Here is a 19,208-nt window from a genome sequence, read left to right on the forward strand (position 1 = left end):
GGGCAATTTTGGCTCGTTTATTTTCACTCAAACCACTGGTGCTGGCATTGGGCTTCTGCTTCGGCACGCATTGCGCCGCCGCCGATGCCGTTGCGGCGGAGGAAACGGACAATCCGACCGCCGGAGGAAGCGTTCGGAGCGTGTCCGAACCCATGCAGCCTGCCGGCCTGAGCCTCGGTTCGACCTGCCTGTTTTGCAGTAACGAAAGCGGCAAACCCGAAAAAACCGAATCTGCCGTCAAAGGAAGCGGCGAAGGGCCTGTGCCCGAAAACCACACGCGAATTGTCGCCGACAAGGTGGAAGGGCAGTCGCAGGTCAAGGTACGCGCGGAGGGCGACGTCGTTGTCGAACGTAACCGGGCAACCCTTAATGCCGACTGGGCGGATTACGACCAGGCCGGCGAAACCGTTACCGCGGGAGACCGTTTCGCCCTCAAGCAGGACGGTACGTTGATTCAGGGTGAAACGCTGACCTATAACCTCGCCCGCCAGACCGGTGAGGCGTACAATGTCCGCATGGAAGACGAGCGCGACGGGCGGCGGCTGCAAAGCGTCAGCCGCACGGCCGAAATGGTGGGCGAGGGACATTACAAACTGACGGAAACCCAATTCAACACCTGTTCCACAGGCGATGCCGGCTGGTATATCAAGGCCGCTTCCGTCGAAGCCGATCAGGAACAGGGTGTGGGCGTTGCCAAGGATGCCTCGTTCGTATTCGGAGGCGTTCCCCTTTTCTATACGCCTTGGGCGGACTTCCCGCTGAACGGCAACCGCAAAAGCGGCCTGCTCATTCCCTCCCTGTCCACCGGTTCAGACGGCATTTCCCTTTCCGTCCCCTATTATTTCAACCTTGCCCCCAATTTCGATGCCACCCTGTCCGCCGGCGTAATCGGCGCGCGGGGCGCGGTATTTGACGGACAGTTCCGCTACCTGCGGCCGGATTACAGCGGACAGTCCGACCTGACCTGGCTGCCGCACGACAAAAAAAGCGGTATGAGCAACCGTTATCAGGCGAAATGGCAGCATAAGCATAAGATTTCCGAAACAACCCAAGCAGGCGTAGATTTCAACGGGGTTTCCGACAGCGGCTACTACCGCGACTTTTACGGCAGCGAAGAAATAGCCAGCAACATCAACCTCAACCGGCAGGTATGGCTGGATTACAGCGGCAAGGCGGCTGGCGGCATTTTGAACGTCGGATTGTCGGCACAAAAATTCCAGACGCTGGCCAACCAAAACGGCTATAAAGACGAACCGTATGCCCTCATGCCGCGCCTTTCGGCCGAGTGGCGTAAAAATACAGGCAGAGCGCAAGTTGGCGTATCCGCACAATTTACCCGCTTCAGCCACAACAGCCGTCAAGACGGCAGCCGCCTAGTCGTGTATCCCGGTGTCAAATGGGAGTTCGGCAGCAGCTGGGGTTATATCCGGCCCAAGCTTGGGCTGCACGCCACCTATTACAGCCTTAACCGCTTCGACGGCAAAGAGCCGCGCCGCGTCAGCCGCGTGCTGCCCATTGTCAATATCGACAGCGGCGCAACCTTCGAGCGGAATACGCGGCTGTTCGGCGGAGAAGTCCTGCAAACCCTCGAACCGCGCCTGTTCTACAACTATATCCCGGCCAAATCACAAAACGACCTGCCCAATTTCGACTCATCCGAAAACAGTTTTGGCTACGGTCAGCTGTTCCGTGAAAACCTCTATTACGGCAACGACAGGATTAACGCCGCAAACAGCCTTTCCGCCGCCGTGCAGAGCCGTATTCTCGACAACGCGACCGGAGAAGAACGGTTCCGCGCCGGCATCGGTCAGAAGTTCTATTTCAAGAACGACGCAGTCATGCTTGACGGCAGCATCGGCAGGAATCCGCGCAACCGTTCCGACTGGGTGGCATTCGCATCCGGCGGCATAGGCGGCCGTTTCACCTTCGACAGCAGCATCCATTACAACCAAAACGACAAACGCGCCGAAAATTACACCGTCGGCATCAGTTACCTGCACGAGCCTGGCAAAGTATTGAACGCCCGTTACAAATACGGGCGCAATGAAAAAATCTACCTGCAGGCCGACGGTTCCTATTTTTACGACAAACTCAGCCAGCTCGACCTGTCCGCACAATGGCCGCTGACGCGCAACCTGTCGGCCGTCGCCCGCTACAACTACGGTTTTGAAGCCAAAAAACCGATAGAAATGCTGGCGGGTGCCGAATATCGGAGCAGTTGCGGCTGCTGGAGCGCCGGCATGTATGCGCAACGTTACGTTACCGGAGAGAACACCTACAAAAACGCCGTCTTCCTTACCCTGCAATTAAAAGACTTAAGCAATATCGGCAGGGTTCCCAAAGGCACGATGGACATTGCCGTACCCGGCTATATCCCGAATCTGGACCTTTCAGGCAGGCGCAAAACGCAGCCGTAAACAGACCGAATCCCCGTCCTGTTCCAACGAACCTGCCGTCCGACGAACAACCCCGATTCCGCCGAACCCAAGTGCGGAATCCAACCGATAAGGAAATATCGATGAAGATAAAAACCCTGATGATAGCCGCCGCACTGCTGAGCGCCTCCTACAGCCAAGCGGCACCCCGTGTGGCAAAACCCGCACCTGCCGCCAAAGCCGCCAAGCCGGCGGAGACGGCACGCCAAGAAACCGCGCAACAGGAAGGCGGCATACACTTTTCAGACGGCATCGCCGCCGTTGCCGACAACGAAGTCATCACACGCCGCAGGCTGGCACAGGCTGTTGCCGATGCCAAGGCCAACCTGCCCAAAGGCGTACAAATCAGCGATACGGCATTGACCGAACAAGTACTGATGCAGCTGGTCAACCAATCCCTGATCGTACAGGCGGGCAAACGCCGCAACATTCAGGCAAGTGAGGCAGAAATTGCCGCCGTCGCCGCGCAAAACCCCTCGCTTAAGAACCTGTCTGCCGAACAACGCCGCGAACTTGCCGACAGCATTATTGCTGAAAAAGTCCGCCAGCAGGCAGTGATGCAGAACAGCCGGGTAAGCGAGGCAGAGGTTGACCACTTTATCGAACAAGCGCAGAAACAGGGCGTTACCCTGCCCGAAGGCGAGCCGATGCGCCAATACCGCGCCCAACACATCCTGATTAAGGCCGACAGCGAAAACGCCGCCGTCGGTGCAGAAAGCACCATCCGCAAAATCTACGGAGAGGCACGCAGCGGCACAGACTTTTCCAGCCTGGCGCGCCAATATTCGCAAGACGCGAGCGCGGGCAACGGCGGCGACTTGGGCTGGTTTGCCGACGGCGTAATGGTTCCCGCCTTTGAAGAAACCGTCCGCAGCCTCAAACCCGGCCAAGTCAGCGCGCCCGTACGCACCCAGTTCGGCTGGCACATCATCAAGCTGAACGAAGTACGCGAGGCCGGCACGCCTCAGGAACGTGTCCGCAACGCCGTGCGCCAGTATATTTTCCAACAGAAAGCGGAGCGTGCGACCGCCGACCTGTTGCGCGACCTGCATTCTGGTGCCTACGTGGACATCCGCTGAAACGGTCGTGACTGAAAAGCCGTGCCGTCCCGACAACCTTCGGGCGGCACGGCTTTTTCAAACTGCGGCGGTAGACAGGCGGACGAAGCGGTGGAACATATTAAAAAAAATAAACAAACGCCGTAAAAGTTTTCCGGTGGACGGCGAAAAGACCGTTTCCCGGCTGCTCTTTAAGTTAAGGTTCCGTCAAATAATGTTTTGATTGTTAAGAAAAAATTTAACCTTTTTAACTTTTAAACATTTGAAAATAATGGGATTTTTTGACAGGATGCGTCGGAAAACTTGCCCCATAAATCGGGGATGAAAGTAAAAACGGACGGCATATTTGCCGTCCGTTTTTTGTTGCCGGAGTTTGCCGTATCGGGGTTCAGACGGCATTGCCTGCCGTTGTACCCGCGGGTGCGACTGCCTTGATGTAGTTGAGCGAGACAAACTGCTTCTCGGCATCCAATTCAGTGATTTTGAACAATGCCTGCGATTTAGGCAGCGCGTCAAACGGAATACCGGTCGCGCGCGTGACCAGCGGCAGGCCTTCGATGCGGACGAGGTCTTCTTTGAGGATGGTCGCGGTCAGCTCGCTTGTGCCTTGCTGTTGCAGATAGACGAGGCTCCAGTAGGCTTCCATTTGGCGTTGGAAGTCGGCGTAGGCTGTATAGGCGGCATCAAAGTCGCGCAGCGCGGCAAAAAGCTCGGCATCGCTGTTTTGATACAGCGGTTCGGCAGTGTCGTTGATCAGGCTGATCAGCTGTTTTTGGTTGATGTAGTCGGCGGCGCGGCGCAGCGGCGAGGTGAACCAGCCGTAATGTTGTACGCCCATGCCGATGTGCGGCTCGGATTTGGTGCTCATGCGCACTTTGCCTGCCGGTTGGACGCGGAAAAGGCCGGGCAGCTCGTTTTCATCCAGCATTTGCGCCCAAGTGCTGTTGGCAAGAATCATCATCTCGCTGACCAGCGTATCGATGGGCGAACCGCGTTCTCGGCGGACGACGGATACGTTGCCTTCCCCATCCAATTCGATGCTGTAATCGTATTGCGGCGCGCGGTTGGGCTCGTATTTGCCGCGCGCTTTTTGCATGGCGACGGCGAATTGGTGGAACCAAATCAGGTCTTGATGGTGGGCGAACATCATTTCGCCGGCTTCGTCCAAGCCGGTTTCGGCGTTGAAATGCGGCTCGATGGCTTGGATGCGCAGGTTTTCGGCGATATTGACGGCTTCGATTTTGCAGGTCGGCGCGCCGACGTTGAACTCGCTGTCTACATCAAAATAAATGCTGACGGCAGGACGGTACGCGCCCGCATCAAGGCTGAACGCGGCAATCCAGTTTTCGGGCAGCATGGTGATTTTGCCGCCGGGGAAATAAACCGTGCTTAAGCGTTCCATGATGTTTTTTTCCATTTTGTCGCCTGGTTTAATGGCAAGCGACGGCGCGGCGATGTGGATGCCGACCCGTTTTGTGCCGTTGCCCAAGTCAGTCAGGCTTAAAGCATCGTCCACTTCGGTGGTCGATTCGTCGTCAATGGAAAAGGCGGTAACGTCGGCCTTGGGCAAGTCGGGCATTTCAGGAAGGGCAAGGTCGGGGAAGCCTGTTCCTTTGGGGAAATATTTAATTTCAAAGCCGTCTTGCAGGTATTGGGGAATGGACGTAATGCCGCCCGTTTTTTTCGCCAATTCGTAGGTGGAGATTTTTAGTGCGTCGGCGGCTTTGGTAAAGGCTTTGTAGGTCAGCGACTGCTTGTCGGGCGCGTGCAGGATGGTTTTCAAATCCGCCGCGATTTCAGACGGCATCTCGCCGCGTTTCAAGGCTTCCGCCCAAGCGTCGATTTGCGCGTCTTGCTGTTTTTTGCGTTCGATGGTGGCAAGCGCCTGTTTTAAGGTTTCTTCGGGTGCGGCTTTGAACACGCCTTTGGCTTTTTTATAGAAATACATCGGCGCGGCGTAAAGCGCAATCAAAGTCGCCGCCAGCTCGGTTTTGGTCGGCGCATGGCCGTAATATTCTTCGGCAATCGCCTCGGCGGAAAATTCTTCTTCGCCGCACACTTCCCACAATAAATCGGTGTCGATGTCTGCCGCCTGCGCCTGTGTGTTTTCCAAAAACGCCGCCATATCGCCGTCAAACTCGGCAAAGACATTGTTTGCCTTCACTTTGGTGCGTTTGCCGTGTTGGGTATCGACTTGGTAGGTGGCGTCGTTTTTTTGGACGATGGAGGCAACTTTGAATTGGCCGGACTCTTCGTAAAAAATATTCATTTTTCGGATTTTTCTGTGGAAACTCAAGCGGGCGATTTTAGCAGATTACCGAAAATGCCGTCTGAAAAAAGGTTTGGGGAGGGTTGGCGCGCCTATTTGAACTGTTCCAGCCAGACCGCCCATTGGCTGTCGGTTTCGGCAAGGGCGGTTACGGTCTGTCCGCCGTCGGGGCTTCGGAAGGTCAAGGAACTGGCGTGGAGCATGAGGCGTTGCGTGCCGAGGTGCGCGGCAACGGCGTGGTTTTGGCGCAGGTCGCCGTAGTTGGTGTCGCCGACGATGGGGTGGAAGATGTGTTTCATGTGGCGGCGGAGCTGGTGCTTGCGCCCTGTATGCGGCGTCAGCTCCGCCCACGAGTAGCGCGAGGTCGGGTAGCGCAGTGCGGATTGGAAGGGCAGCTCGGTTCGGGCGATGCAGCGGCAGGCGGTTTGCGCGTCCTGTATGACGGATTCGGTATGCGCTTCGGCAATTTTGTCGGGGCAGTATTTGAGTGGATAGTCGATGATGCCGTCTGAAGGCAGGTGTCCGCGCACGATTGCCCAGTAGGTTTTGCGTATGTTTTTTTGTTCGAACTGCTGCGTCAGCAGGCGGGCGGCTTCAGGGTCGAGTGCAAACAGGAGGACGCCGGATGTGGGGCGGTCGAGGCGGTGGACGGGGTAGACGTGTTGTCCGATTTGGTCGCGCAGCGTCTGCATGGCGAAGACGGTTTCGCGGCTGTCCAACCACGAACGGTGGACGAGCATTCCGGCGGGCTTGTTGACGGCAACGGTGCGGCCGTCGCGGTAGATGATGTCGAGCATGGCAAAAAAACGGTTATTGTATCGTGTTCCTGCAGGTACAATCGTTGTTTTTAAACGGAGGACGGAATGGGGAATACAAACCGTGTGCCGGAGCAGGCACGTTATGATGCCGAACGCAGGCAGGCAGACGAAGCATTGGTGGGCGTGTTTCCGGCAGTCAGTATCTTCGGCAGCGCGCGCACGCCGCAGAATCATGCGGATTATGCGTTTGCCTGCCGTTTGGCGAGGCGGCTGTCGGATTCGGGCATTGCCGTCATTTCGGGCGGGGGGCCGGGGATTATGGAGGCGGCAAACAAGGGCGCGTTTGCAGGGAAATCGGTTTCGGTGGGGCTGAACATTGCCCTGCCGCACGAGCAGAAACCGAATCCGTATCAGGACATCGCCTTGCGGTTTTCCCGTTTTGCCGAACGCAAGGCGGTGTTTTTCAGCTATTCCCAAGCATATGTCGTGATGCCGGGCGGCTTCGGGACGCTGGACGAATTGTTTGAAATCCTAACCTTGGTGCAGACGGGCAAAGTACCGCCGCGTCCGGTCGTTTTGGTCGGGAAGACATTTTGGTCGGGTCTGGCGGAGTGGATAAACGCGCAGCTTTTGGCGCGCGGTCTGATTTCCGAAGGGGCAGCCTCTTTGTTCGCCATATCGGACGATGAAGAAGAAATCGTTGCGTATCTGTCGGAAAACGGGCTTCAGACGGCATGATGCCCTGCAAAATCATGTATAATTGCAAACAATTTAACATTTCTTGATGTCTTTTCCGAACAGGATGCCGATATGATCAACCCCATCGCCTCGCTTTCCCCTTTAGACGGCCGTTATGCCCAATCCGTTGAAGCATTGCGCCCGATTTTTTCAGAGTACGGCCTGATGAAGGCGCGCGTTAAAGTCGAATTAAACTGGCTCAAAGCCCTGGCCGCCGAGCCGAAGATTGTCGAAGTACCGCCCTTTAGTGCCGGAACGCTTGCCGAAATCGACAAAGTCATCGAAAACTTTTCATTGGAAGACGCAGCCGCCGTCAAAGCCATCGAAGCCACGACCAATCATGATGTCAAAGCTATCGAATATTGGCTGAAAAAACGTTTTGCCGAAGTGCCCGAAGTCGCCGCTGCCGGCGAGTTCATCCATTTCGCCTGCACCAGCGAAGACATCAACAACCTGTCCCACGCTTTAATGCTGCAAGAAGCGCGTGAGGCTGTTTTGCTGCCGAAGCTGGCCGAAATTATCGAGAAGCTGACCGGCATGGCGCATGAGTTGGCTGCCGTTCCTATGATGAGCCGCACGCATGGCCAGCCTGCTACACCAAGCACACTTGGTAAAGAAATCGCCAATATCGTGTACCGCCTGCAACGTCAGTTTAAAAACCTGCAAGCGCAAGAATTCCTCGGCAAAATCAACGGCGCGGTCGGCAACTACAATGCCCACATGGTCGCCTATCCCGACGTCGATTGGGAAACCCACTGCCGCAACTTTGTCGAAATCAGCCTCGGCCTGACCTTCAACCCCTACACCATCCAAATCGAACCGCACGACTACATGGCTGAATTCTTCCAAACCCTCAGCCGCATCAACACGATTCTGATCGACTTCAACCGCGATGTTTGGGGCTACATTTCTTTGGGTTACTTCAAACAAAAAGTCAAAGCAGGCGAAGTCGGTTCTTCCACTATGCCGCACAAAGTCAACCCCATCGACTTTGAAAACTCCGAGGGCAACCTCGGCATGTCCAACGCCGTATTGGGCTTTTTGTCCGAAAAACTGCCGATTTCCCGTTGGCAGCGCGACCTGACCGACAGCACCGTCCTGCGCAATATGGGCGTGGGCGTGGGCTATGCCGTGTTGGGTTTCGCTGCTCACCTGCGCGGCCTGAACAAGCTCGAACCCAACCCTGCCGCGCTTGCCGCCGATTTGGATGCCACTTGGGAGCTGCTCGCCGAGCCGATTCAAACCGTAATGCGCCGTTACGGTGTCGCCAATCCTTACGAGAAGCTGAAAGACCTGACGCGCGGTAAAGACGGCATTACGCCCGAAGTGCTGAAAGTCTTCATCGAATCGCTGGAAATCCCTACCGAAGCCAAAGCAAAATTGCTTGAGCTGACCCCCGCACTGTATGTGGGCAAGGCTGAAGCGTTGGCGAAACGGATTTGAGTGCTTATTAAAACCGATGCCGTCTGAACGCGCGTTCAGACGGCATTTTTAAAATACCGGGACATAAGGATAGCTGCCGTCAAACCCGTCTATGTTTTTGCAAACAACACATCAATCAGCCGTTCGCCCCTGAGGGAGGAAAAATTGAAAAGATTTGCTATAAACCAATATCTCCAACCTATTCAAGCCATGGGCAATATTGAAAAGAGCAATAAAGCGGTATTTGATTTGGTTAAAGATATCCCCAATGTGTATTGGGTTGACGCACAGAAATACCTTCCTAAAAACACGGTCGAAATACACGGCTGTTATCTTTATAGCGACCAGGATCACCTGACGGAATTCGGTTCCTATTATATGGGGCGGGAATTCCACAAACATGAAAGCTTGCTCAAGCATTCACACGGCAACGCATTGCAGTAACCTGATTTGCCGTCCGATATCGTTTGTGCCGTCGTATGCTGCCGTGTGCCGTTTCCCGTTCGGGTCGGTGGACGGTTCTCATTTGCCGTTTTGAGAGACAGTGGTTGGAAATAACTGTTCTCTTGATGCTTTTCCCTCCCCTGCGGGAGGGAATTTTTAATCAAAACCCCAATTGCCTTTCCAAGTTTTCCACCAGATTGTCATCCAGTTCCAAAGCTTGCGACAGGCGGGCGAGGAAGACGGTTTCTTTCCGCGACAAATCGGCACATACCAGTCTTGCCGCCAGATAGGCCTCCGCCGCCAGCGCCTCATCGTTGCCGACGGAGGCGGCGATGTCTTCGATGCTTGCGGGAAGGCGGTATTCGGCGGCGAGCCATGCGGCAGTTTCGGGGTCTGTGCCGCTTTCCTGTTCGATAGTCCGGCGTTCGGCTTCGTCTATCATGCCGTCTGAAGCGGCGGCGGCTATCATGGTGCGCAATACGGTGCGGCTGTATGTTTCTTCGGTTTCTCCGGCAGGTTGGAAATCGCTTTGTGTTACGGTTGCCCGCCCTTTGTTTTGCTGCCACATCTGATAGCCCCGGTAGGCGAGGTAGCCCAAAGCGGCGGTCGAACCAATTTTGGTGATGGTTTTGCGGTTTTTACCGTTCAGCAGCATGGAGGCGACACCGGCAACCAGCGCGCCTCCGCCGAATGAATTGAGCGGGCTGTCGGAGAATGTGTTGCCTTTTTTTTGAACCGTGCTTAAGACTTGGTTGAGCAGTCGGGTGAAATTCATGATTTTTCCTTTCTGTTGCGGGAAGGGCGGTATGTTTACCCTATCCTTTTAAACGGTGGCAGGCCGGCTAATAATTGTTGGCCGTACCGCTGCGTTTTGATGCGGTTGTCGAGGATGGTTACGCGGCCATAGTCTTGTTCGGTGCGAATGAGGCGGCCGACGGCCTGGATGAGTTTGATGCTGGCTTCGGGGACGGTGATTTCGATGAAGGGGTTGCCGCCGCGCTGTTCTATCCAGCGGTTTTGGGTTTTTTCGATGGGGTTGTCGGGCATGGCGAAGGGGAGTTTGGCGATGATGACTTGCACGCAGGCGGTGCCGGGCAGGTCGAGTCCTTCGGCAAAGCTGTCGAGTCCGAAGATGATGCTGGCTTTGCCTTCTTCTATGGCCTGGTGGTGTTTTTGCAGGAGGACGGCTTTGGGTAATTCGCCTTGTACGAGCAAGAGCGGCAGGTAGTCTCCGGGCAGGCGCAGAGCGACATCCTGCATTTGTTTGCGCGAGGAAAACAGGACGAGTGTGCCGATGGCTTCGGTGGGCGAAATAAGCTTGGGCAGCCATTCGATGATGGCTTCGGTGTGGGCTTCGGGGTCTTTGGGGCTGGCGTATATGGGGGGGATGTAGAGTTCGCCCTGTTTTTCAAAGTCAAAGGGGCTTTTGAGGGCGAGGGTGGTGGTCTCGGGCAGCCATTGCAGCCCGGTTTGGCGCAGCATCAGGTTAAAGTTGCCCAAGGATTGCAGGGTGGCGGAGGTCAATACCGCGCCTGCCGCGCGCCGCCACAGGCTGTTGGCGAGGTGGGACGCGCTGCTGATGGGGCTGGCGTTGAAAATGTAGTCGTTTTTGTCGTCGGCGCGGCGGGTTATCCATTTTGCCAGCGGCTCTTCGCCTTCGAGGGGGACGGTGGAGAGCAAATCCCAAACTGCGCTGATTTGTTCGATACGGGAGATAAAAAGGCCGAACTCGCTGGTCAGGCGGTCGAGGAGCGCGCCGTCCTGTTCTTTTTCGCGGCGTGCGGCAGAAAGCGCATCGTTCAGCCCGATAACGTGTTTGAGCAGGCTGCGCGCAGCAATGGCCGTATTGGAAACGGTGGTTTCGAGGCCTTCGGGGATTTTGCCGTCTTCCCACAGCCAAGTCGGTTCGCTGTTGGTTCGTCTGTCGTTTTCAGACACCCCCAGACTTAAAGATGGCTCTTCCGCCAAATGGAATTGCCATTCATGCAGGCTGTCGAGCAAGGATGCGGCGGCTTCGTCGGCCAGGTTGGCAAGTTCGGCTTTATCGGTAAGCGCGGCAATTTTGCCGGTAAGCTGCGGCAGTTTTTCCAGCGTCCAAACGGCAATATTCCATGAATGTTCGGCGGCAAAACGGCTGAGGGCTTTTTTGGGCAGGTGGTGCGCTTCGTCGATGCAATAGAAACTTTTTTCTGGCTCAGGCAGAATCACGCCGCCGCCCATGCTGATGTCGGCAAGCAGAAGGTCATGGTTGGCAACGACGACATCGACGGTTTCCAAGACATCGCGTGCCAGGTAAAAAGGGCATTCCGGACGGTTGGGACAGGCGGTTTTCAGGCAGCCGTGGCGGTCGTTGGTCACTTTGAGCCAAATCGCGTCATCGATTTTTTCCGGCCAAGTGTCGCGGTCGCCGTTGAACCGTCGGGCGGAAAATTCGTCGGCGATGTCGCGCAGCAGCTTCAATTCTTCGGGCTTGGGTTTGCTGTCCCACAAGACGGCGGGGGCTTCAAAGCCGAGCAGGTTTTGTTGGGCGTTGCTTTGCGTCAGTTGATAGAGTTTGTAGGGGCAGAGATAGCGGCCGCGCCCTTTGGCAAGTGCGAAGGTCAGTTCCAAACCGCTTTTTTCGACCAGAAACGGCAGGTCGCGGTCTACCAACTGCTCCTGCAAGGCAACCGTCGCGCTGCTCACAATCAGCCGCTTGCCGCGTGTTTGCGCCATGATGCCGCCCGCAAGCAGGTAGGCAAGCGATTTACCCACGCCGGTCGGGCCTTCGATTACGGCAATGCTCTCGCCTTCGCGCTTGGGCGGCTCGCCGCCCTCTTCGCGCGTCAATGTCCGCGAAAAAGCGTTGGCAACCGCCGCAATCATTTCCCGCTGCGAAGTGCGCGGACGGAAACCGGGCAGGTTTTTGCCGATATTTTGGTAATGGTCGCGGATGGCGTTTTTTTCTAAATCGGTGAGCATGGCGTTTTGTACGGCGGTAGAAGTGGGGTTATTTTAACATTGCACGGAAGCGGTACAATATCGTTGTCGGAATGGGGGTGAGGTGAATCGTGCGGACGTGGTTGGTTTTTTGGTTGCAGCGTTTGAAATACCCGTTGTTGCTTTGGATTGCGGATATGCTGCTGTACCGGTTGTTGGGCGGCGCGGAAATCGAATGCGGCCGTTGCTCTGTACCGCCGATGACGGATTGGCAGCATTTTTTGCTGGCGATGGGAACGGTGTCGGCTTGGGTGGCGGTGATTTGGGCATACCTGATTATTGAAAGTGAGAAAAGCGGAAGATATTGAGTCATTCGGACACAATGCCGTCTGAAACGGAAGTTCAGACGGCATTTGTTTTAGGTTGCCGTACCGCTTAGGGAATACCGGCGACAGGATGGGCGGGATAGCCGTGGGTGTCGATGCTGCCGGCGGCGCGCCACGGGGTATGGATGACTGCCGCCGGCAGGTGGGCAAGCTCGGGGATGTGCCGTCTGACAAAGGTACCGTCGGGGTCGGTCTTGTGTGCGGCGGCGGCAATGTCGGGGTAGGTGTGCCGTGAGGCGGCAAGCCGCCAGTTGCCTTGGTTGATTGCTGCATCGAAATCGGTCAGCTGTCGGGCAAACCATGCTTCGCCTTCATGACGGGGCACGCGAAGCGTATGGCATAGGAAGTCGGCGCACAGCCGGCGCAGTATGGGATGGAGGCCGCCCGTCTTATATAGGCAGCGCATAGAGGCATCGATAATCGGGATCCCGGTCTGTCCCTGCTGCCAGAGTGCCAGATATCGGGTATTTTCCGGATTGCCGTCTGAAGAGGCATCATCCGCGTGCTGCAAGGCAAGCTGAAGGAAGAAGTCGCGGCGGATCAGGTTGTCCGTCCACGAATCCAAGCGGTACCTGATGCCCTCCCGTGCCAACAGCCTCGGCGAGAGGCAGCCTGCATTCAGATAGGCGCTCATCAGCGATGTGTGTTTGCGCGAAGGAAAATCTTTTAATACATCATAAAAATCTGCCTGTTTGAGAAAGGTCTGCCACTGCTTCCATGCTGCAGAGCTGCCGCCGCGCCGTATTGGGAAGATGCCGTCTGAAAGAGCGGAAGGTTGCGGGGCGGAAAGGTTTTCGGGGAACGGTTGGCGGTATGTCGCGAATATGTCCGAATCGGCGTGGGGGGGCTTGGAAAAGCGGTCGAGCCATGCTTTGCGGTAGCGGTTGAAATCGGTATGTGCCGTGCCGTTGTCTGGTGTCAGGTCGGTTTGGTCGAAAACGGAACGGTCATTGACGAAGGTCAGCCTGATACCGTGTTTGTCCAGCTCATGCCAAAGGGCATTGTCGGCGAGTTTTTCAGCAAAGGTACAGGATGCGTCGGCGATGACGGTGCGGACGGAGGAGCCGACGGCAAGTTGGACCAGCCCGGATGACGATGCAGCCGTGTAGAGCGGGATGCCATGCCCTGCAAGCCCTTGGGCAAGTTCGGCGGCAGATTGGCGGTAGAATGCAGTCCGGTGCAGATTGCCTATTTCGGTATCTTCAATCCAAATGCCGATAATGGGCGAACCTTCGGCAACGGCGGCGCATAAGGCGGCGTTGTCGCGGATACGGAGGTTTTGTCGGAACCAGACGAGCGTATACATAGCGTGTGCAACAGTGGCGGCGTGTTCAGACGGCATTTCGGCAGTCTTTTCTGTTTTCAATTTTTTCGTTCAGAAAATCGATGAAGCTGCGGACCTTCGCGCTTAAGAATGCCCTGTCCGCATAAACGGCATTCAGGCGGTCGGTCGGGACGGTATATTCGGGCAGCAGGCGCACCAGCGTACCGCAACGCAAGTCGTGTTCTACCGCCCAAAATGGCTGATACCCGATGCACGCGCCCGCCTTAATCATTTCGCGCATCATCAGCGTATTGTCGGTACGGATGACGGGGTTCAGTTCAAGCCGGTATTTCTTGCCGTCCGATTTGCGGGTGATGTCGAGTTTCTGCTGGTTGGTGTAGGTCGGCAGGACGGCGGGCAGCATCATGACTTCTTCAGGTGTTTTCGGTACGCCGTTGCGCATCAGGAAGTCCGGCGAGGCAAGCAGGGCAAATTCGATTTCCGCCAGCGGGCGCGCGATTAGCGAAGGGGAAAGGGTTTGGGAAACGCGCAACGCCAAATCCACGCCTTCAGCAATCAAATCGACGTGGCGGTTGTCCAAAATCAGTTCTAATGTTACTTCGGGATAACGTTCGCGGTATTCCGCCAGCCAGTTGCATATCAGGCTGCCGGCAAACCACAGCGGCATCGTCATGCGCAGCAGCCCCTGCGGTTTTTCCGTCCCTCCGGCGGCTTTTTGCGCGGCATCGTCGAGCGTGTCGAGCGCGTAACTGCATTGCCGGTAGTATTCTTCCCCGGCTTCGGTCAGGCTGAGGTTGCGGCTGTTGCGGTGCAGGAGTTTGGCTTGGACGGTGTTTTCCAAGTGGCTGACGTGTTTGCTTGCCATTGCGGTGGAGATGCCGAGCGCGTCGGCGGCGCGGGTAAAGCCGCCGCTTTGGACGACTTGGCGGAAAACCTTGAGGCTGAACAGGGTGTCCATAGTTTCTTTTTTGGAAACATTGTTTCAATAAAAGCAGTATATATCTATGGGGAGGAATTATCTATACTGTACCGGTACAAAAGGTGACGAATATTTAAGGAGCTTTTATGTCCAATTGCTGCAACCGTATCCAACCTGTTTTGCTTTCTGTTTTTCTTTCTGTTTTGCGTATCGTAACCGCCTACCTGTTTTTGTTGCACGGTACGTCAAAATTCTTCGCCTTCCCCATTGAAATGGGCAGCGGTTCGCCCGAAGGGTTGATGCTGGTTGCCGGTATTTTAGAAATTGTCGGCGGCATTTTGCTGGTGTTGGGCTTGTTTACGCGCCCTGCCGCGTTTGTTTTGTCCGGCCAGATGGCGGTTGCCTATTTTATGGCGCACGCTTCCGGAAATGCTTTGTTTCCGATTGTCAACGGCGGCGAGTCTGCAGTGCTGTTCTGCTTCGTATTCTTCTATATTGCGGCAACGGGCGGCGGAGTATGGTCGCTGGACAGGCTGTTTTTCAAGCGTAAAGCCTGAACCGGACTGCCTAAAGTGTATTTTGTTAAATGTTTTTGAGGAAAAGAAATGACTCGTCAATCTCTGCAACAGGCTGCGGAAAGCCGCCGTTCCATTTATTCGTTAAATAAAAATCTGCCCGTCGGCAAAGATGAAGTTGTCCAAATCGTCGAACATGCTGTTTTGCATACACCTTCTTCGTTCAATTCCCAATCTGCCCGTGTGGTCGTGCTGTTTGGCGAAGAGCATGATAAGGTGTGGCAATTTGTCGAAGACGCGCTACGTGCCGTCGTGCCTGCCGACAGTTTTGAACCGACCGCACAAAAATTGAACCTGTTTAAGGCGGGTGCGGCAACTATTTTGTTTTATGAAGATCAAAATGTTGTCAAAGGTTTGCAGGAGCAGTTCCCTGCTTATGCCGCCAACTTTCCCGTTTGGGCGGACCAGGCGAACGCTATGGTACAGTATGCCGTCTGGACGACACTTGCCGCGGTCGGCATAGGTGCAAACCTGCAACATTACAACCCCTTGCCCGATGCGGCGATTGCCAAAGCGTGGAATATCCCCGAAAACTGGTTGTTGCGTGCACAAATGGTTATCGGTGGTATTGAAGGGGCGGCAGGTGAAAAGGTCTTTGAACCTGTTGCAGAACGTTTGAAAGTGTTCGGCGCATAATTTAGCGGTCAAAAAATGCCGTCTGAAAAGGATTCAGACGGCATTTTTCAGTATCAGGCAACGAGTTTTTCGCATTCTTTGATACAGTCAAGGCAGGACTCGTAACATGCTTTGCATTCCGCGTGGTGGGCAGCATGTTCTTTACAGGCTTTGGAACATTGTTTGCATGCGTCGAGGCACACCTTTGCCGCGTCGCGTGTCAGAGGGGCATTTTGTGCAGCAAGGTCGTGCAACGCACCGCATAGGGCAAGCATTTGGCGCACGGCAACCGCGCAATCGGCCATAGACGTATCGCCCTGGGTAAGCAGAGACAGGCAGTGTGTCAGGCAAACCTGTCCGGCATCTATGCAGTGTGCTGCAGTCTGGCGGACGGCAGTGTAGGCGGATGCGGCGGCAGGCTGCATATCGTGATGATGGTGGTCGGCATGGCTGTGCGCACGCGCGAAAGAGGCGGCAGAAGCCAGGGAGACGGCAGCGGCACTACCCAAAAATTGACGACGGTTCATAATATTTCCTTTATGTTTCAACATGCGGGTCCGGCATAAGGTACGCACTTACTATACTGCTCTAGCCGGATCGGTACGCTTTTCTGAATAACTGTTTGATTTTGCAGGTGTGAAATTATCGCACGAGCAGGCATGTTTCAGCTATTCGGAAATTCGAGAAATGGTGCATCAACCTGTTTTGAAATGATGCGCAGACATGGTAACAGACAAAAAGCTGTCTGAAAATCGTTTTAGACGGCTTTTGTTTTCAAACATTAAAGACCGGGAAACATTCCCTTCATTCCTTTCATGCCTTTGGCCAAGCGCATCAGTTTGCCCAAACCGTTGCCGCTGAACATCTTCATCATTTGTTGCATTTGTTCAAACTGTTTGAGCAATTTGTTCACTTCCTGCACGGTCGTACCCGCACCCATTGCAATACGTCGTTTGCGGCTGGCTTTGAGCAGGGCAGGGTTGGCGCGTTCTTTAGAGGTCATTGAGTTGATGATGGCTTCCACTTTGCCCATCGCTTTTTCAGCCGTTCCTTCGGGGATTTGTTTCGAGATTTGACCCAGTTCGCCCGGCATTTTCGACATCAGGTTTTCCAAGCCGCCCATATTGCGCATCTGCTGGATTTGTTCTTTAAAGTCGTTGAGGTCGAAGCCTTTGCCTTTTTGCAGCTTTTTCGCCATTTTGGTGGCGGCTTCTTCATCAATGCCTTTTTGAACGTCTTCAATCAGGGTCAATACGTCGCCCATGCCGAGGATACGGCTGGCAAGACGGTCGGGGTGGAAAGGTTCGAGGCCGTTGATTTTTTCGCCGACTCCGATAAATTTAATCGGTTTGCCGGTTACATGGCGTACGGACAATGCCGCACCGCCGCGCGAGTCGCCGTCCATCTTGGTCAATACGACACCGGTCAGCGGCAGGGCTTCATTAAATGCCTGAGCGGTGTTTACCGCATCCTGACCCAGCATGGCATCGATGACGAACAAAGTTTCAACCGGGTTGACCGCCGCATGAAGCGCTTTGATTTCGTTCATCATCTCTTCATCGATTGCCAGGCGGCCGGCGGTATCGACCATCAAGACATCGTAAAAATGCTTTTTGGCGTAATCGACGGCGGCAGTTGCAATCTCAACCGGTTTTTGGTTGGTATCGGACGGGAAAAAGTCCACGCCTACCTGTTCGGCCAACAGACGCAGCTGTTCAATCGCGGCAGGGCGGTAAACGTCGGCGGATACTACCAAAACTTTTTTCTTCTGATTGTTTTTCAGCAGGCGGGCGAGTTTGCCGACGGTTGTTGTCTTACCGGCACCTTGCAAACCGGCCATCAAAACGATGGCGGGTGGTGAAACCGACAAATCCAGCGTTTTGTTTTCCTTGCCCATCAATTCGACTAAGGCTTGGTTGACCACGCCGATAAAGGCTTGGTCAGGCGTCAGGCTGCCGACGACTTCTTGGCCAAGGGCTTGTTCTTTGACTGTGTTGACGAATTCTTTAACGACGGGCAATGCAACGTCGGCCTCCAGCAGGGCAAGACGAACCTCGCGCAAGGCTTCTTTAATATTGTCTTCGGTCAGTTTGGCTTGCCCGCGGATGTTTTTGAGGACATTGCTGAAGCGGCTGGTTAAATTGTCTAACATTGTTTGTCCTTGGTGTGGATAATAGCTTGCCCAATGCGGGGCATTCTTTGTTAAAATGAAATCGAGATTATTTTGATACGGTTATCGTGTCAAACGGTATTTGGGTGAATTTGGCAGATATTGCCAAAAATCGGATTCTACAATCTCGACGCTAAAAGTTCCAATATTTCAGGAACAGCCGCATATGGCCAATAACATATGTTAAAGAAAGTTCATTATGCCGACAGTTTTCATCTGCTTGCTTGTAGTTTATGCCGGGTTGGGCGCGTTTGCATGGTATTGCCAACAGCAGGGGCGCAGTAAAGACTACCCATGGAGAACCGAGCTGCCTGTCTTGGGTGCGGCATTGACCGCGCATGGGGCGGCGCTGTTGATGCCGGTTATTCAAGACAAAATACTGATTATGGGTTTCGGTTATTCCGTCAGCCTGATTGTTTGGATGATGTTGTTTATCTATTTTGTCGGCAGTTTCTTTTATTCGTTGCGCGGATTGCAGTTGTTGTTGTATCCATGTGCAGTAATGATGCTGTTTTTGGGTCTCGTTTTCCCCGGAAAGTTTATAGGGTACAAGATTGCCGACCTTTCTTTTATGCTGCATATAGGGGCATCGTTGTTTGCGTACGGACTGTTTGGTATTGCCACATTGCTATCAGTGTTAACCATTTTGCTGCACCGAAGCCTACATCGTAGGAGTTTTTCAAAATTCACAGGATTTCTGCCTCCGTTGTTGAGTTTGGAACGGCTTATGTTTCAAACTATGCTGGCCGGCTTTATCTTGTTGACTTATTCTGTTGTCAGTGGAACATTTTTTGCAGAAGCGGTATTTGGAAAACCCATGACCTTTACTCATAAAACCGTATTCGGCATATTGTCGTGGTTGATTTACGGAGGACTGCTGCTTAAACACGGCATGACCTCATGGCGGGGTAAAAATGTTGCTGTATGGACTATCATTGGGTTTGTCAGTCTAATGATTGCTTATATAGGTAGTAAATTTGTATTAGAAATCATTTTGCAAAAATAAGCACCACCGGTAATTTAAGCTGTATTAAATAGAGTGAGGGAAGCAGATTAAGATGGCGGCAGGCAAATTTCGAGTTGTATGTGGTTTGTAGCGAAATAAAAAACCTTATCAGACAGCGAGATGGAGAAAATAATTAAAAAAAGATAAGATGAAGTATTGACCGTATACGTCTTCAAGCGTATAGTTCGGTTCTTCGCCGCTGACGAAGC

At 54.2% G+C, this 19,208-nt stretch carries 16 protein-coding genes and 1 pseudogene; 8 read left to right on the forward strand and 9 right to left on the reverse strand.

Annotated elements, in window-relative coordinates; translation table 11 throughout:
- Positions 1–8 precede the first annotated feature (8 nt).
- Both BBW69_RS09305 and BBW69_RS09310 read left to right on the forward strand, forming a co-directional pair.
- Positions 9–2,417 (forward strand): LPS-assembly protein LptD, encoded by a 2,409-nt coding sequence (locus tag BBW69_RS09305; protein ID WP_188211117.1) that lies wholly within the window; start codon positions 9–11, stop codon positions 2,415–2,417.
- A gap of 101 nt (positions 2,418–2,518) precedes the next feature.
- Positions 2,519–3,514, forward strand: a complete 996-nt coding sequence (locus tag BBW69_RS09310) for a peptidylprolyl isomerase (RefSeq protein ID WP_188211118.1) — start codon at positions 2,519–2,521, stop codon at positions 3,512–3,514.
- A gap of 367 nt (positions 3,515–3,881) precedes the next feature.
- Here the strand turns inward: BBW69_RS09310 and BBW69_RS09315 are convergent, their stop codons facing one another.
- Together BBW69_RS09315 and truC are read right to left on the reverse strand one after the other, a co-directional pair.
- Positions 3,882–5,762 (reverse strand): ribonuclease catalytic domain-containing protein, encoded by a 1,881-nt coding sequence (locus tag BBW69_RS09315; protein WP_188211119.1) that lies wholly within the window; start codon positions 5,760–5,762, stop codon positions 3,882–3,884.
- A gap of 92 nt (positions 5,763–5,854) precedes the next feature.
- Complete coding sequence (truC, locus tag BBW69_RS09320) at positions 5,855–6,559, reverse strand: tRNA pseudouridine(65) synthase TruC (RefSeq protein ID WP_188211120.1); 705 nt, start codon at positions 6,557–6,559, stop codon at positions 5,855–5,857.
- Positions 6,560–6,625: 66 nt separating this feature from the next.
- On the opposite strand from truC, the gene BBW69_RS09325 reads away from it, so the two are divergent.
- The 3 genes and pseudogenes from BBW69_RS09325 to BBW69_RS09335 form a co-directional block, all read left to right on the forward strand.
- A complete protein-coding gene (locus BBW69_RS09325) occupies positions 6,626–7,258 on the forward strand; it encodes a TIGR00730 family Rossman fold protein (protein ID WP_188211121.1) in 633 nt (210 codons plus the stop codon).
- Positions 7,259–7,330: 72 nt separating this feature from the next.
- Complete coding sequence (gene purB / locus BBW69_RS09330) at positions 7,331–8,701, forward strand: adenylosuccinate lyase (RefSeq protein WP_188211122.1); 1,371 nt, start codon at positions 7,331–7,333, stop codon at positions 8,699–8,701.
- Between the two features lie 66 nt (positions 8,702–8,767).
- A pseudogene (locus BBW69_RS09335) lies at positions 8,768–9,124 on the forward strand (SGNH hydrolase domain-containing protein); the annotation flags it as partial.
- A gap of 160 nt (positions 9,125–9,284) precedes the next feature.
- Here BBW69_RS09335 and BBW69_RS09340 read toward each other — a convergent pair.
- From BBW69_RS09340 to BBW69_RS09360, 5 genes are all read right to left on the reverse strand, one after another.
- Positions 9,285–9,899: a tellurite resistance TerB family protein gene (locus tag BBW69_RS09340; RefSeq protein ID WP_111727444.1), complete on the reverse strand. Its 615-nt coding sequence runs from the start codon at positions 9,897–9,899 to the stop codon at positions 9,285–9,287.
- A gap of 35 nt (positions 9,900–9,934) precedes the next feature.
- Positions 9,935–12,085 carry an ATP-dependent DNA helicase DinG gene (gene dinG, locus BBW69_RS09345; protein WP_188211123.1) on the reverse strand — a complete coding sequence of 717 codons (2,151 nt, stop codon included), beginning with the start codon at positions 12,083–12,085 and terminating at the stop codon, positions 9,935–9,937.
- Positions 12,086–12,113: 28 nt separating this feature from the next.
- Positions 12,114–12,416 carry a hypothetical protein gene (locus BBW69_RS09350; protein WP_188211124.1) on the reverse strand — a complete coding sequence of 101 codons (303 nt, stop codon included), beginning with the start codon at positions 12,414–12,416 and terminating at the stop codon, positions 12,114–12,116.
- A gap of 62 nt (positions 12,417–12,478) precedes the next feature.
- Positions 12,479–13,771, reverse strand: coding sequence for a deoxyribodipyrimidine photo-lyase (locus BBW69_RS09355; protein ID WP_188211125.1), 1,293 nt, complete (start codon positions 13,769–13,771; stop codon positions 12,479–12,481).
- Positions 13,761–14,672, reverse strand: a complete 912-nt coding sequence (locus BBW69_RS09360; protein ID WP_188211126.1) for a LysR family transcriptional regulator — start codon at positions 14,670–14,672, stop codon at positions 13,761–13,763. The genes BBW69_RS09355 and BBW69_RS09360 overlap by 11 nt, the downstream gene beginning before the upstream one ends.
- Before the next feature lie 107 nt (positions 14,673–14,779).
- Here BBW69_RS09360 and BBW69_RS09365 point away from each other — a divergent pair, with 107 nt between their 5' ends.
- Together BBW69_RS09365 and BBW69_RS09370 are read left to right on the forward strand one after the other, a co-directional pair.
- On the forward strand, positions 14,780–15,190 hold the full coding sequence (locus tag BBW69_RS09365) for a DoxX family protein (RefSeq protein ID WP_188211127.1): 411 nt from the start codon (positions 14,780–14,782) through the stop codon (positions 15,188–15,190).
- A 48-nt stretch (positions 15,191–15,238) separates the two neighbouring features.
- Positions 15,239–15,844, forward strand: a complete 606-nt coding sequence (locus BBW69_RS09370; protein ID WP_188211128.1) for a nitroreductase family protein — start codon at positions 15,239–15,241, stop codon at positions 15,842–15,844.
- A gap of 53 nt (positions 15,845–15,897) precedes the next feature.
- Here BBW69_RS09370 and BBW69_RS09375 read toward each other — a convergent pair whose 3' ends face one another.
- Positions 15,898–16,350 carry a four-helix bundle copper-binding protein gene (locus BBW69_RS09375; protein ID WP_107860412.1) on the reverse strand — a complete coding sequence of 151 codons (453 nt, stop codon included), beginning with the start codon at positions 16,348–16,350 and terminating at the stop codon, positions 15,898–15,900.
- Positions 16,351–16,604: 254 nt separating this feature from the next.
- Positions 16,605–17,975 (reverse strand): signal recognition particle protein, encoded by a 1,371-nt coding sequence (gene ffh / locus BBW69_RS09380; RefSeq protein ID WP_188211129.1) that lies wholly within the window; start codon positions 17,973–17,975, stop codon positions 16,605–16,607.
- Between the two features lie 217 nt (positions 17,976–18,192).
- On the opposite strand from ffh, the gene BBW69_RS09385 reads away from it, so the two are divergent.
- Positions 18,193–18,999: an inner membrane protein YpjD gene (locus BBW69_RS09385; protein WP_188211130.1), complete on the forward strand. Its 807-nt coding sequence runs from the start codon at positions 18,193–18,195 to the stop codon at positions 18,997–18,999.
- Positions 19,000–19,208: the final 209 nt, after the last annotated feature.

This window comes from Neisseria sp. RH3002v2f, assembly GCF_014596375.1.
Classification (GTDB): Bacteria; Pseudomonadota; Gammaproteobacteria; order Burkholderiales; family Neisseriaceae; genus Neisseria; species Neisseria cinerea.